The sequence below is a fragment of the Paenibacillus sp. J31R109 genome (assembly GCF_059692055.1).
In genome coordinates this window covers 414222-429133 of sequence record NZ_JCAUAR010000002.1, presented here as the reverse complement: position 1 = coordinate 429133, position 14912 = coordinate 414222, and the positions used below count along the sequence as shown (strand labels likewise).

Annotated in this window: 12 protein-coding genes and 1 pseudogene; all 13 read left to right on the top strand. The window is 45.3% G+C overall.

The window, feature by feature from the left end; translation table 11 throughout:
- Positions 1–11 precede the first annotated feature (11 nt).
- Positions 12–1742: a GspE/PulE family protein gene (locus AC58QT_RS07525; RefSeq protein WP_497408409.1), complete on the top strand. Its 1731-nt coding sequence runs from the start codon at positions 12–14 to the stop codon at positions 1740–1742.
- Positions 1743–1784: 42 nt separating this feature from the next.
- Positions 1785–2996 carry a type II secretion system F family protein gene (locus AC58QT_RS07520; protein WP_497408408.1) on the top strand — a complete coding sequence of 404 codons (1212 nt, stop codon included), beginning with the start codon at positions 1785–1787 and terminating at the stop codon, positions 2994–2996.
- A 35-nt stretch (positions 2997–3031) separates the two neighbouring features.
- Positions 3032–3691 carry a prepilin-type N-terminal cleavage/methylation domain-containing protein gene (locus tag AC58QT_RS07515; RefSeq protein WP_497408407.1) on the top strand — a complete coding sequence of 220 codons (660 nt, stop codon included), beginning with the start codon at positions 3032–3034 and terminating at the stop codon, positions 3689–3691.
- 70 nt (positions 3692–3761) lie between these two features.
- A complete protein-coding gene (pilM, locus tag AC58QT_RS07510; protein WP_497408406.1) occupies positions 3762–4760 on the top strand; it encodes a type IV pilus biogenesis protein PilM in 999 nt (332 codons plus the stop codon).
- 5 nt (positions 4761–4765) lie between these two features.
- Positions 4766–5377: a PilN domain-containing protein gene (locus tag AC58QT_RS07505; RefSeq protein WP_497408405.1), complete on the top strand. Its 612-nt coding sequence runs from the start codon at positions 4766–4768 to the stop codon at positions 5375–5377.
- An 8-nt stretch (positions 5378–5385) separates the two neighbouring features.
- A complete protein-coding gene (locus AC58QT_RS07500; protein WP_497408404.1) occupies positions 5386–6090 on the top strand; it encodes a hypothetical protein in 705 nt (234 codons plus the stop codon).
- Positions 6091–6121: 31 nt separating this feature from the next.
- Positions 6122–7192 (top strand): type IV pilus twitching motility protein PilT, encoded by a 1071-nt coding sequence (locus AC58QT_RS07495; protein ID WP_497408403.1) that lies wholly within the window; start codon positions 6122–6124, stop codon positions 7190–7192.
- Positions 7193–8392 (top strand): S-layer homology domain-containing protein, encoded by a 1200-nt coding sequence (locus tag AC58QT_RS07490; protein WP_497408402.1) that lies wholly within the window; start codon positions 7193–7195, stop codon positions 8390–8392.
- 15 nt (positions 8393–8407) lie between these two features.
- Positions 8408–10798: a vWA domain-containing protein gene (locus AC58QT_RS07485; protein WP_497408401.1), complete on the top strand. Its 2391-nt coding sequence runs from the start codon at positions 8408–8410 to the stop codon at positions 10796–10798.
- 37 nt (positions 10799–10835) lie between these two features.
- Positions 10836–11366 (top strand): type IV pilus modification PilV family protein, encoded by a 531-nt coding sequence (locus tag AC58QT_RS07480; protein ID WP_497408400.1) that lies wholly within the window; start codon positions 10836–10838, stop codon positions 11364–11366.
- 6 nt (positions 11367–11372) lie between these two features.
- Positions 11373–11912, top strand: coding sequence for a PulJ/GspJ family protein (locus tag AC58QT_RS07475; protein WP_497408399.1), 540 nt, complete (start codon positions 11373–11375; stop codon positions 11910–11912).
- A gap of 26 nt (positions 11913–11938) precedes the next feature.
- Entirely contained in the window at positions 11939–13840 is a 1902-nt protein-coding gene (locus AC58QT_RS07470) for a hypothetical protein (RefSeq protein WP_497408398.1), read from the top strand.
- A 35-nt stretch (positions 13841–13875) separates the two neighbouring features.
- A pseudogene (locus tag AC58QT_RS07465) lies at positions 13876–14226 on the top strand (response regulator); the annotation flags it as partial.
- Positions 14227–14912 lie beyond the last annotated feature (686 nt).

The window sequence follows — 14912 nt, the reverse complement described above, 5'->3', positions numbered from 1 at the left end:
AGGACCCCCCAATGCGCATAGGTGAACTTTTTGTCATGAACGGACTCATTACGGAGGATCAGCTTGAACAAGGGCTGAAGCAGCAAGTGCACACACGGAAGAAAATCGGTGAGATTCTCATCGATAAAGGGTTGATTACAGAAAGACAGTTAGTCGAAGTCCTGGAATTTCAATTAGGTTTTCCAGTCGTCAATATGTTTGAGACGCAGCTGGATATGCCAACAGTTCAATTAATTCCAGAAGCGCTAGCGCGTAAGCACTGTGTCATTCCTATCGAACGTAAAAATGGCAAAATCAAGGTCGCGATGGTTGATCCGCTGAACTACGGCGCGATTGAAGAAATTCGCATGGCGACGAATATGAGTGTGCAGCCCGTCATTGCGATTCGCTCTGAGGTTGAGCAGGCGATTACGAAAAACTATGGCATGAAAGAATCCGTCGATGAGCTCATGGTCGACTTGGACAAAATCGAAATCAAGGACGAGGAATCGGAAGCAAATGACCAAGGTTCACCGATTGTAAAGCTAGTGAACCAAATCATTCAATCCGCTGTGCAGCAGCGGGCGTCCGATATTCACGTTGATCCTCAAGAGAAGCAACTGATCGTGAAATACCGGATTGATGGTGTGCTGCGAACAGAGAAAGCGCTGCCGAAGCATATGCAAGGTGTGTTGACTGCTCGTTTGAAGATTATTGCGAAGCTGAATATCGCGGAACGCAGGTTGCCGCAGGATGGTCGCATCCAGATGCAGGTCGATAACCGCCGAATTGATATTCGGGTATCCACATTACCGACAGTTCATGGCGAAAGTATCGTTCTCCGGATTTTAGATCAATCCGCAGGTGTGAAAAAAATTGCCGAATTAGGACTCAGTGAAGCTAATCTAGTGAAATTCGACAAAATGATTCAAAAGCCAAATGGGATCATGCTGATCTCAGGACCTACAGGAAGCGGGAAAACGTCAACGCTCTATTCCGCACTCGGACAATTGAACGGTGATGATGTCAAAATCATCACGGTTGAGGATCCGGTCGAGTATCGGATGAATGGTGTCACGCAAGTGCAGGTTAACTCGCAAATTGGCTTAACCTTCGCATCTGGTTTACGATCCATTCTTCGACAAGATCCGAACATTGTCATGGTTGGGGAGGTGCGGGACGCGGAAACAGCCGAGATTGCGGTTAGAGCTTCCCTAACTGGGCATTTAGTGCTCAGCACGATCCATACGAATAGTGCCGTCAGCACAATAAGCCGGCTTGTCGATATGGGTATCGATTCCTATTTAATCGCATCATCGCTCTCCTGTATCGTCGCTCAGCGTTTAGTACGGCGAGTGTGTCGGGAATGCGCAGCACAAGTACCTGCTAGAGAAGATGAAATTAAGATGCTGGAAACGGCAGGACTACTGGGTGGCAGTGAGCAATCATTGGCGGGTACAGGAACAGGTGTCGTAGTTCCGCTGACTTCGACAAAAGTAGCCGATAAGCAAGTCTTGGTGACCAGAGGTAAAGGCTGTGGCACATGCAACAAAACAGGCTATAGAGGGCGTATTGCTGTTCACGAGTTGCTAGTCGTGGATGAACCGCTGCGCAGCCTAATTGTGCAGAACCGACCAGTAAGTGAGCTAGAGCAGCATTTGGTTAAGCACGGCTTTAAGAACATGCTATATGATGGTTTGCTCAAGATTCGTCAAGGACACACAACGATTGAAGAAGTGTTGAAAGCCGTGGCGGACGAATAACGACAGCAAAGAAGCAAGTGTTGATTGGGGGTGAATGTTAACTTGGCGAACTTTACGTATGAAGCCGTCAACGAAAGCGGTAAGAAGCTGAAGGGGCTGATCAAGGCCCAGAACAAGCAGTTGGCCATAACGGAGCTGCGAGGACGCGGAATTACCATACGAAGTATCCAAGAGCAGCGGAAAACAGCGATGGATCTGGAGATTCACATTGGACGAGCAGTTAAGTTGGAGGACTTCGTTATCTTCTGTCGACAATTTGCTACCTTGATCCGAGCTGGTATTCAAATCGACCAAGCGGTTTCTATTCTCGAAGATCAATCGACATCCAAGTATTTGAAAGCTGCTTTAGGTGATATTTCGGAGCAAATCCGCAACGGTCATCCCTTATCGAAAGGTATGGGAGAACACCCGAAAGTATTTCCCGACATGTTCGTTAATATGATGGCCTCTGGTGAAACAGGCGGTAACTTGGACGAAGTGTTGGAACGAATGGCGGAACATTACGAGAAAGAACACAAAACGGTTCAAAAGGTGAAGTCAGCTATGACTTATCCAATCGTTGTACTGGTGATTGCCGTCGTCGTTGTCATTTTTCTCTTAATAAAAATTGTTCCGACGTTCGCATCCATGTTTATGGATCAAGGCTCGGAATTACCACTGATTACGAGATTTGTTATGAGTTCAAGCGATGCAATCGTTCATTATTGGTGGATGTTCTTAGCTGGACTTGTTGGATTAATCGTACTTTATCGGAGCTTCACATCAAGTGAGGAGGGGAAATTCTGGGTAGATACGATCAAATTTAAGATACCCGTTTTTGGAATTATTCTCAAAAAAGCAGCAGTTGCAAGAATGACACGGACGATGTCATCGCTATTCGTTAGTGCGGTGCCAGTCCTACAGGCGCTTGATGTGACAGCGAAAGTCGTTGGAAATCGCGTCATTGCCAAAGTGCTGGTAGAAGCGAAAGATAGTTTGCAGCAAGGCAAGATGCTATCGGAGCCGATTCAGAAAAGCGGTATTTTTCCGAAAATGGTCGTTCAAATGTTAATGATCGGTGAGGAAACAGGACAAGTCGATAACATGCTTGCGAAAATTGCCGATTTCTTCGAAGCTGATGTTGATCAAAGTGTGGATCGATTGAAGGCGGTCATTGAACCTCTGATGTTATTGTTTATTTCCAGTATTGTCGGAGTCATTGTCGCTGCAATTATGAGTCCGATGTTCAAAATGTACGATAATTTCTTAGGCTAATGTCATTCAGGCTTGAAGGGAGGTGATAGATAGAAATGTCGGCGGTTTTACAAGCAATCCAACATACAGAAACACCAGTTTGGCAAGAGAATGTACATAACCAAAATAAACCAAGAGGTGGGAATGAAATGAACGCAATGGCCATGGAAAACAAACAAATCGAAGGTTTTAAAGCTCCTAAAATGTCGTTCAGAGAAGCAATGAAGAATGAAAAAGGGTTGACACTCATCGAGTTGCTAGCAGTTATCGTCATTATTGCGATTATTGCAGCAATTGCAATTCCATCCATTAGCTCCATTCTGGAGAGAACGAAAGCGAATGCGCATAAATCAAATGCTCATATGATGGTAGACGCAGCAAGACTTTACGTTACTGGCGAAGGGATTACGGTGCCTACTAACGGAAACGTAACAGTCAATATGGCAGACCTACAGGCAAAAGGATATTTACAAATTATACCACAAGATCCATCGAACAAAGGAACTACGTACACGGCTGGAACAAAAACAACTACGCCTACAGCTCCAGCAACAGATGGATCAAAAGTAGTTATTACAAATACTGCCGGAATATTCACTTATGTTGTTCACCTAGTAAATGGCACACATAATTATCTAACTGTTGATGGTACTGACGTAGGTACACCAGGTGTAGAAGAGGCAAACCTAGATACAATTGCTGTCGTATTACCATAATTCCAAATCAAGCGCGCCGCCTAGCGGCGCGCCCCTTATCCCTTATGCAAACCCGAGAGGAGTTACCGCAATGTTCGCAAAGAAAATTAGCAAATACACATACGGCATGCAAATTTCGGATACAGAAGCGAAGTTAGTTGAAATTATGAATGTGAATGGGCAAGTTACCCTGACACAGCGTCATTCCATCGCGCTGGATAGAGGCAGTATTAAACACGGAAAATTCGTGGACGAAGACGCGGTCATTGGTCGCATTTCAACCTTAGTGAAACAAATAGGGTTACAAGGTGCACAAATCAATGTCACAGTACCGCTTTCTAATGTGGTGCTGCGTAAATCGGTCTTTTCGGCCTTAAAAGATAAAGCATTACGCAACATGATTGACGTTGAATTACATGGCGGGCAGCAGCTGCCATTTAAGAACCCTGTTTTTGACTTTGTTCGATTAGGCGCACCAAAGGATGAGGCAGCGGCTTCGGTGGAAGGCGCTTTGAAATCGTCTAAAGCCTCCGTACAAGAGGAAGTCCTTATTTTTGCAACGCCTAGCGAAGTAGTTGAAAGCTATGCGCACGTTATCAAGCAATCAGGACTCGTTCCTGTGGCTGTTGACCTCGCACCGCTGGCGCTACACCGCATGTTGGTACGCCATACTCGGTTAACTGGCTCCGCGATGAAGGATCGATTCATGCTGCTGCATGTCGAGCCCGATCATGCGGATGTCAGCATATTCGTGAATGGCATTCCGGTATTTTTCAGATCGATTCAAATCAATACGAGCTTTTTCTTGGACACGGGGACAGATCAACTTGCGGCTTATGCGCGCAACTTATCCATGGAGCTTGGTCGTGTATTGAATTATTTCCAATATACGGTGTCTACGGATCAAAAACATGTCGAACTCGTGTATCTCGTAGGTGAGCATGAGTGGGTAACTGCACTGCCAGAACATCTGGAAAGCGCTTTTACAGGGGAGATTACTTCGTTTCCATTGCAGGCTATTTTGAAAGATGAAGATACAACATGTCAAGCTTACGCGGTTCCAGTTGGACTAGCGATGAAAGGAGCTTAAGGACGATGAGCGCAAGTGTACAGAAACTTCAGTCCATCGAAATTAACTTGCTGCAAATGCGGCAGGAAGAGCAAACAGGATCAAGTCCGCTACTTCGCTATGTATTTATGGCAGCAATCGTCGTGGTGGTTGGCGGCATGGGATGGATGTATACGACCGCAAAATCAGAGCTGAAAAAGACGAATGCCGCGATCGAGCAAGTGAACCTTCAAATTAAGGAAGGTCAATCGAAACTTGCTAATTCCCCAACAGCCGGGGCTGTGGCTGATTTCATCGCCATTCCAAAACAAATTATCGCCAGTAAGCCCTTAGCCATGGATGTATTGGATAAACTCTCAGCCCTCATGCCGCTCGCATCCAATATCACCGCATTGAGCTTTGGGGATGGCAATAAGCTCAAAGTGACAGGGAATTTTGCTTCGAGTGAAGATGTGATTACGTTCATGCAGGCGACGAAAGCGTCAACCGCTTTTACTTTAATTGCAACAAGCGGGATGAATAAGTTGGCTGCGGCACAAGAGGATAAAAGTGGAGCAGCAGTAACAGATCCGCCTTTACCCGTCATTCAAGCTACATTTGAGCTGCAGTACAAGTCCGATGCCACCAAGAAAGGTTGATCTCGCGAATGAGCATGCTTAACAGCACAAGAAATCAAATCATCGCAGCTGTCATCCTTGCGTTGGCGCTCGTGATGGTCTACATGAATTTCGTATCTCCACTGCAAAGTGAAAAGGAGTCCAAAGCGAAATTGTTAGTCCAAAAGAAGCAAGAGCTGGATTCATTGAATAAACGGGCTGCTGGAGGAAGCGCAGTAGGCGCTGCCGAGCAAATCAGCCTTTCCAAAGCGCGCAGTCGTGTGCCAGAAGTGCCCGATGTGGAAGGTCTCATTCGCGAAGTGAGAATGCTGGAAGTCATTACGAAAATGTCGTTAGCTTCTTATAACTTTGAGATTGGCAAAGCCGCAGATCCTGTTGCTGCACCAGCTTCTAGTGCACAGCCTGCTAATGGAAGCGCAACGCCAGCTGCGACAGCGGCTGTCATGCCATCACTGGCGATCCCAGTTAAGCTCAATACAACAGTTAAAGGGGATTATCAACAAATTCGCCGCTTTCTTGGTGAGTTGCAAACAGCGAATCGTTTGATGCAAGTGGATAAGCTGACATTTGCTATTAAAGGTGCAGCACCAGTGAAATTAAACGCATCCAAACGGGAGATTACGGTCAACATTTCGCTTGTTTCGTATTATGCGCCTGGATTACAGAAGTTCTTCAAGGCACCGCTGCCGGTTCCATATAACAAGCCAGCTGGCAAGACGAATCCACTTTATTAATGAAATTCATATCCATTCAGGAGGAAATACGATGAGTATGATAGCACCAACCACGTCTGACATGTTATCACTGAAAGATTTGCTGCGTGTTTCTTACGAGTCGAAGGCTTCTGATTTGCATATTAATGCAACCACAGAACCGCTTATGCGGCTTCATGGGAAATTAATGAAGGTGGTTGATTCGGTGCTTTCGCCAGAGGATACCCATCGAATGGCGAAAGAAATATTAACAAAAGAGCAATACGAAACGTTATCCAAAAAAGGGGAGGTCGACTTTTCGTTCGAGCTTCCTGGACTGTCCCGTTATCGAGGAAATGTGTTTAAGCAAAAACGACATATCAACATGGTATTTCGTGTGTTATCGACGACAGTACCATCCCTTTTTAGCTTAAATCTGCCAGATTTGGTTCAGGAATTTGCATATAAGCATCAAGGTCTAGTCCTAGTAACAGGTCCTACTGGAAGTGGGAAGTCCACAACACTTGCCTCCATTATCGATTTTATTAATGAAACGCAAAAGAAACATATTATCACCTTGGAAGATCCAATTGAGTACATACATCCAAGTAAAAACTGTCTTGTCGCGCAGCGTGAAATTGGTATTGATACATTAACGTTCTCCAACGGTTTGCGAGCTGCACTGCGTCAAGATCCAGATGTTATTCTAGTCGGTGAGATGCGGGACTTAGAAACGATTAAGACTGCTATCACGGCTGCAGAAACAGGTCACTTAGTTCTGGCAACATTGCATACCCCGGATGCGCCTCAAACCGTCGATCGGATTATCGATGTATTCCCTACCGAACAGCAGAGACAAATTCGTGTACAGCTTGCCTCTGTATTAATTAGTGTCTTATCCCAGCGTTTAGTTCCGCGTATGGATGGCAGAGGGAGAGCCATGGCGCTTGAAATACTCATTAATACACCCGCTGTTGCGAACTTGATTCGCCAAGAAAAGATTTATCAAATCAAATCTGTCATTCAAACGAACCGCCAAATCGGGATGCAGACGATGGTATCCAGTCTGAAACAGTTGGTTGAAGAGGGTATCATTCACCGAGATGCGATCAAAGAATATGAGATGACCTTAGGAGAGGATTAAATGAAACGAAATAAACATGCACTTGTCACTGCACTACTTGTTATGTCCATCATGTCACCATCTGCTGTCCTTGCGAGCGAAGCAGCCGTTAATACGACAGTTGTAAGCCAAGCGAGCAACCCATTTGCAGTCGTACAGGGGCTCGATTATGAAGCTCGGAGTCTGAAATACGAAACAATGAAGCTGTCACCGGCGGGTTGGGAAGTCGGCATGGTAGTCTCCAAAGAGCCCTATGCCGTTGTAACGAAAGCGGATGCAACAGGTGCACATGTGAAAATCTGGACAGGAGCGATTGCTCGAGATGGTAACGATTTGCTCGTGTTCTGGGATGAAATTGGTGTAGATGGGGCAGGAAAGCTGGATTTTCATGCGACAGAAGTGGAAGAGACGGTACGTTCTTACTTTGAAAGTTCCTCCCAGGAATTTTACCGAGTGAAGGCTTATCTGGGCAAAGTGCCTTGGGCCAACATCCCAACGGACGCGGAAGCGGCGAGCAATGGAAGTGCGAAAGTAACGTCAGACGAGTTGATAAACGTGTATGGTATTGCTTTTCAAAATCCAGATCGCGCTGTTGCGCCGACGCTGGGTTCAGTGAAAAAAGCTGTCGATATGCCAGAAACAATACCTACACTGCGCACTTGGAAACAATCATCGGTAAAGACAGTACCTTCTGATGCAGAGACGCATTGGGCGAAAGAAGAAATTCTCGATTTGATGCAAAAGTCGATCATTGATGGATACGAAGATCACACGATTCGTCCGAACCGAACGCTTTCGAAGGCAGAATTTATTACACTTGTCGTCAAAGCATTAGGGATTGAACCTGTCAAGTCACCGGTCTTGGGCTACGAGGATATGAGCAAGCATTGGTCTACAAGTATGGTAGCTTCCGCGCAAACGATGGGATTACTTGATATGAGACCTGTGGATCTAAATTTCTCACCAGACTTACCGATTACACGGATAGAAATGGTTGGAGTGGTTGATCGCATTTTACAAAAATATGATGTGAAGGTCGGTACGGGAACTGGCGATTTTAATGACATCACAAGCTTAATAGATAAGAATAAGGCATCCCTGCAAAATGTGATAAAGGCAGGCATTGTCGGCGGATATGAAGACGGTTCATTTAGACCACAAGGGTCACTTACTCGGGCAGAAGCATTCAAGGTCATCTCGAGAATCATTCAGTTGGTGTAGGAAGGAGTTCAATCCATGCATTGGTATCTTAAAATGAAAAAGAAAAGCGCGATCATGCTGGCTGGGATGCTGCTTGCGAGTATGCTTCCTGCTGCGTTTGTAGGATCGAGCCCCGCTTATGGGACAGAAGTAGATAATGGTTGTTTAGCCATTAGCGGTGTAGGTAATGTGCCTGTCACCAGTGTTGAGCGGAACCAATTAGTTACGATCAATTATACGCTGGATCCGAGCGGGACACATACAGTTACGCAAAGGCGTGATCCTGTAGATATTGCTTTCGTCGCCGACGTATCAGGCAGTATGGCTTACCATATGGACAAAGATGATAGCAGAACACCTATTCGTCTTCAGATTTTAAAGGATGCCTCAGCTACATTGACCAATAAATTTAATAGCGTGCAGATGGGGGACCGCTTAGGACTTATAAAATTTAGCTCTGAAGCATCAAAAGTACTTGATTTGGATACGAATTATGCGAATGTTCAATCGGAGATTGATAAATTCAAAGCCAATGGAAGTACGAATATTGACGATGGTCTAGCAAAAGCTAAAACGATGCTTACCGCTAGTGGTACTAAGCCGGTAAAACAAATTATTTTGCTAACAGACGGAAAAGCAACGGTATGGACCAATGAGAACGACGGCAATAAGTTGGTTACGAGTGATTCTGGTGCCAAAGCCGCAGCAAAAGCAGATGCAGATGTCTTAGCAGGTCTAGGCATTAAAGTATTTACGATCGCTTTGGCTACGCAGGGTTCTGACGAGATCGATTTGGAATTACTGAACTATATTGCTACTAAAACTGGGGGAACGGCTTATGAAGCAAGTTCTACCAGCCAGCTTTCAGCCGTTTTTGATAACATTACCAAAACGATTGAAGCGCCAACTCAACTTAAAACGGTGACACTGCGTCAACCGATTCCAGCTGGTTTTATCTTGGCACCAGGCGAGAATGCATCAAATGTAAGATATGATGCTGCCACACACGAAGTCGTGGTCAACGTTGGTGATATTAATTTTCCATTTAGCCCGGCGCAAGACAAGATTGATCTAGCCATCAAATTAATTCCCGACACAGCAGCAGGTGACTATCCACTGCAAGATGCCAAAGTAACTTACAAAGATGCATGTAATGCGAACCGACAGTTCAACATTAATTTCAATACACAGCTGTCTGTTAGTGTTCGTGTCCTTGATAAATACGACAATGTGTATATCGGGAATAGTGTAGGTGAATTGCAGCGGCTACGCGCAAGTGATAAGCAGAAGCAATGGACGATTAAAAATAAAAATTCATCGATTACGGATATACATTTTGCGGATTCTGATCATTCGATTGTACGCATTAGCTACAAGGATGGTACATCAGAGCAAATTGATTTGAAGCCGAAAGCGCCAGCGTCTTATGAACTCGTTGATGGGAATGGCAAGCTAATTAATGAGAATGGCTGGCATTTTGGACCAGGAAAGCTTCGTTCGGTGTCTGGTTCCATTTCTCAGCTTCCTAGCACGACTGTCTATGCCAATGATGATTTCCAAGGTAGTTATATTGCGGGATATGAGATTTCCGTGAATAATGGCAATTGGCAAAAGCAAACAACAGACGGTGTGGTCGTTCCAGATGGGGATGGTATGAATTTTAAAACACGAGCATTTACAAATGCAATCAGTGGTAGTGCTTTGACTCCTATTGCTGGGGCAGTTGCGACTGGAAATGTCTCCTTAGATAGTTCAGGGCCATTGATTAGCTGGAGTAACGACATTGATATCACAAAACCGACGAATGATGCCATCATTTATATTACGGCAACGGATGATTTAAGTCCTGTAACGAGTGTGAGAGTCTGGTTCGATAATAAATCACTTTCCATCTCATCCAGCTCTCCGAAAATGACGAAGAATGGCAATACGTATACTTTCCGTTTAAGCGATGTGGCAGGATTGGAAACAATTGAGAAGCGCCAAGGATGGCATCATATTCATTTTGAAGCTACTTCAATAGGGGGGACTACATCTACTGCGCAAACGCCTGAGTATTTCGTTATCAATCCAGGCCCGACGGCAACGCTAAAAGGTGTGAACTACAATGCAGGGGATGTTTCGGATAAGCCTGTCAGTGTAACGGTAGTGGATGAGAAGTATCCAGTCGTTGATCGCACATTTGGCAGCGTTAAAAAGGAAGGATACACACTGAAAGCCATGTATTATGCGATTATGCCATCTTCAGCAACACCAGAGAAAAGCGATTGGAAACCATTAACATCGAAGCGTTTAACGGTAACTACGAAAACGAATACGACAATAGGGACTTCCTACGTGTTCTTAAAGTTGGTTGATAGTTCCAATGTTGAAATCGTTCAACAACCGTTTAGTGTTCAATTCGATACAGAACAAAACAACAACTAGACCGGCGAAATCGGTGAGGTAGTGAGGAGGACTTACGGTGCGCCGCAATGAACGTCTGAAGCAAGTGGAATCTAACGAAGACGGCATGTCACTCGTGGAAATCTTGATTGCTGTGACGATTATGTCGATTATCAGCGTTACGCTGATGGGCTATTTTACTTCAGCTGTAGATAAATCGGCACAAGAAAGCCGCAAAATAATTGGCGCTAACTTAGCTCGTTTGAAAGCAGCTGAGCTGCGCGACGTTTTTAAAACGGGCTATGAAGATGCCATTGTTCCACAGTTGACGAGCAGTCCCAAATTTTCAGGTGACCTATCGAGTAATGGTTCAGAGTTGATGAAGGGCAGATTAAAAGCGACTGAGATTAATGGCACGCTCTACCGCTATTTGGTTGAACTGGATAAGAGCTATTCTCGCTGGGAGGCTGCAGATCCGTTTCGTAATGATTCGGACGACTATTTGGCTCAAATGTTCGTGACCGTGTATTGGTCAGGGGAAGAGTCAGTAGACCCGCCATCAGCCAAATCATCAACGACACTCGATACGTATCTTATCAAAAGGTGGTAGCGCCACATGCAGCGCAATGAGAAAGGGATGACTTTGATTGAGATTCTGGCTGCTTTGCTGATCTTCGGCATGGTAGCCTCCATCCTGTACTCTTTTATGCTAATGGGCGTGTCGATGTATAAACGAGTCACGATGGAAACCCAGATGCGTAATCAAGGAGACGGGTTGTACAGCCAGATTATATCGGAGCTGAAGGAAGCGATCTACGTTCAGGATGAGGGAACGGATAAGAAGATCATTCGATATGCGAAGAAGAACAATGATCCCAAAATGTATATTGATCTTTTTGAAATGGAAGTTATACCGGATCCAAAAGGCGGAGGGAAAATTGAAATTAGGGATGCTGGTACGAATGCGGTTAAACGTGTTTTTCAACTGGGAAGCAAGTTTACGATTCGTGAGGGTAGCTTGAGTGAAGCGAGTCAGAATCATGACCGTGTTCAAGTGACGCTCGAATATGCCAGAGTGAATAGCAATCAGTATAAGGACGCAGATAATCCGAAACTGGTCATTGATTCGCAAATCCCACTATTTCGCAATGATTAAATGGAACGGATTGGAGGAGGCATACATTGAACGCTGTGAATGAAGACAACAACGACCTCCAACCGAGGATGCATCCTGAACAAGGCTCTGCACTTGTCATCGCTTTACTGGCCGTTGTGTTAATGACCATGATGGGGCTCATCCTTATGAGTGTGCTGCGAGGTGGCGCTATCCAAGCCGCTACAACAGAGTCAAGCGTTCAAGCTGAGGCCATTGCACAGAAAGGTTTGGACGACACGTTGGCACAAATCCGGCGAGCGGTTGCGCAAGGAGAATTCAATGGCGGGACCAACTATCGGAGTCGTGTTAGCCATGTAGAAAAGCAACTCGTCGAAATGATGCTGCCATTTATTGATAAGCATGTAGGTGATCCCAATAATCCAAACGATAAGAATGGAGAAGTGGTTAAAGCCAAGAAAGGAAGCTATCAAGTTGATGTTGTGCTTGATGAGCCGACGAATCCAGAGTTATCGCCGAAAAAGCCTTTGGCAATTCCTGATGCCCCCTATGTGCGCAAGTTCACCATTACCTCGCGAGGCATCATGGAGGGGAAGCCAGTTACAGTCGTAACCAAAGTGATGACTGTGTATGTGAGTACAATTAACCCGGTATTTCGGTATCCCGTATCATCCGGCGGTGATCTTCTGCTGAATGGAACGCCTGCCATAACCGGTGATATTTATGTGGCCAATCACCTGAAAATCCGAGATGAAGCTTTATTTACGGGAACTGCGAGCGGAACCAATCTGAGTAAATATGGCATACAAACGGGACTTCCCGCGATCCGCGGATTCATTCGGGTGGGTGGTGATCCGGATACGATTGCGCCAAGGAAATTCAATTTTACACAATCGGATGGTGTGACTGAAACCCTGCCAATAACGGATGCGAGTGACATTGTAAAGCCGGACTATTTTGCTCCTCAGCATTTTCCTTTAGAAGATCCTACCCTTGACGCTGATGTGGATGTCGATGTGCAGGGGTATGTTTCGAATAAAACGCAAACCGAATTACAAGCCAAATTAACTGCTTTGTCTGTAGGTGGTAATTCGGAGCCTGATCCTGAGTTGATTGAGCTTCCGCCGTTATTCGGTGATCTGACAAAGAGTATGCTATACAACGATTTGTGGGTGACTGTTGATGGTGAGGTGAACGTTAAGGACGCTGTCTCCGCTGCAAACGAGGCGGATATGTTCGTGAATAATGGCGTTCTCACGATGGCGAATGATGCCTCGAAGCTCAATCTTAGCAATGGTTCTGTGTATGTGAAGTCGCCTGATCCGAATTTAGTCGCTGCTGACTTGCGAGGAGAACTTTCGCTAGCAGCTGGTAAATTCGTCGCCGTTGATGGCAATGTGACTCTGAATAACGGCTTCCGTTTTCCGAAAGGCACGATGTACATCAAGGGTGATTTGAAGATCATTGGCAATGTATGGCTGCAAGGTACTGTATATGTGGAGGGTAATGTTGAACTGAAACAAATGACGTCGATTAACAAAGAAGTGGAAGGATCAACAGGTTCATCGCAAACACCACTAATCGTAGTAGCCTCTGGTGAAATCGTACTTGGGAACAGTTCGAATGCAGGTGATGAAAATGTTCGCGCCTTCTTCTATACCAAACAAGGAATTCGTTTGTATGGTGTCATCTCGAAGTTGTGGCTGACCGGTGGCATACACGGTGGTACTGGGGGAGTTGAACTTAATGCTGTGAAAGGTGACTTACTCACAGGCGGAGGGAGCACGATTAAGAGATACCAAGGGAGTACGGATTGGAATAGAGACGTGCCAGAAATTCAATTGGGCAATTCGAAACCATCCCGGCTCCAGATTTTCTACGATGATAATCTCTATGACGCACCTCCAGATGGCATCCCAACGACTGACAATTTTAACGTATTTGTGAAGAACGTCAAATACATCAAGTAAGGACAGATTAACCATTCTGGAAGGAGGTACCTTCAATGTCATTCCAAATCCTAGTCGTTGACGATACGAAATTCATGCGGAAAATGTTGACTGATATTTTGAAGCAATACGGTCATGAGGTGGTTGGCGAAGCAGAGAATGGTAGACAGGCCGTGCAGAAGTACGAGGAGCTGCAGCCGGATATCGTTCTCATGGATATTACGATGCCTGAGATGGACGGAATTGAAGCGATGAAAGAAATTCGCAAGCTCAATCCGACAGCTGTCGTTCTCATTTGTTCGGCCATGAGTCAGCAGGATCTCATCTCTGATGCGCTAAAAGCAGGAGCGAACGGTTATGTGATGAAACCGTTTAAACCAAATCGCGTGAACGAAATTGTTCGTAAATATGGTGTGCCGCGTGTAATAGGTCATTTACTGCCACAAGAGATGCAACGCATGGAAACCGTTCCCGCAGAAATGGATGCCGAAGAGACGATATTTGAGAAAGAAGAATTGGAATTGCAGGCTACGATTGCCGAAGGTGCCAACGCCCAACTTGAAGGTCTGAAAGCAGTTGACCAAGCTTATTCAGAGCCTGAGGTATTACTTTATACGAAGCAAGATGAGGAACAAGTACACGTACCAGAAGTTATCGAACTTCGACAATCTATGCTGGAACCTGAAGTGAAGAGTCCAGTCGTGGAGGAACGGAAAGTTGCTGCCAAACCAAATCAAGTCGTTAATGCGCTAGAAGTATTGCTGGCCTTTGCTGAAGTGGAGGAGTCTAAAATTGTGATGGAATCCACGGATTCCATGCAAACGGAAGATGTAACAGAACTTTCACTTTCCAACGAATCTGAAGATCGCCTCTCGGAAATGGAAATACTTGCTGCCGCGATGCAAGGAGACTTGGAGCAAGAATGGCAATTGGAACAAGAAGTACAACAAGAAGTACAACTAGTCCAAATTGAAGAACCGATTACCCTTCAGTTCGAAGAAGTTAATGAGGCAGAGTCCCTTGTCGTAGTGGAGCAAGCTATGGAAGAAATCGTAGTAGATCTGGAGGCGAGTTCAATTGAACTTAGCTTAGA

Bases quoted from the DNA above. Each gene is read 5' to 3' on its own strand.
- AC58QT_RS07525 (WP_497408409.1), top strand. From the start codon at position 12: ATGCGCATAGGTGAACTTTTTGTCATGAACGGACTCATTACGGAGGAT.
- AC58QT_RS07515 (WP_497408407.1), top strand. From the start codon at position 3,032: ATGTCGGCGGTTTTACAAGCAATCCAACATACAGAAACACCAGTTTGG.
- pilM (WP_497408406.1), top strand. From the start codon at position 3,762: ATGTTCGCAAAGAAAATTAGCAAATACACATACGGCATGCAAATTTCG.
- AC58QT_RS07505 (WP_497408405.1), top strand. From the start codon at position 4,766: ATGAGCGCAAGTGTACAGAAACTTCAGTCCATCGAAATTAACTTGCTG.
- AC58QT_RS07500 (WP_497408404.1), top strand. From the start codon at position 5,386: ATGAGCATGCTTAACAGCACAAGAAATCAAATCATCGCAGCTGTCATC.
- AC58QT_RS07495 (WP_497408403.1), top strand. From the start codon at position 6,122: ATGAGTATGATAGCACCAACCACGTCTGACATGTTATCACTGAAAGAT.
- AC58QT_RS07490 (WP_497408402.1), top strand. From the start codon at position 7,193: ATGAAACGAAATAAACATGCACTTGTCACTGCACTACTTGTTATGTCC.
- AC58QT_RS07485 (WP_497408401.1), top strand. From the start codon at position 8,408: ATGCATTGGTATCTTAAAATGAAAAAGAAAAGCGCGATCATGCTGGCT.
- AC58QT_RS07475 (WP_497408399.1), top strand. From the start codon at position 11,373: ATGCAGCGCAATGAGAAAGGGATGACTTTGATTGAGATTCTGGCTGCT.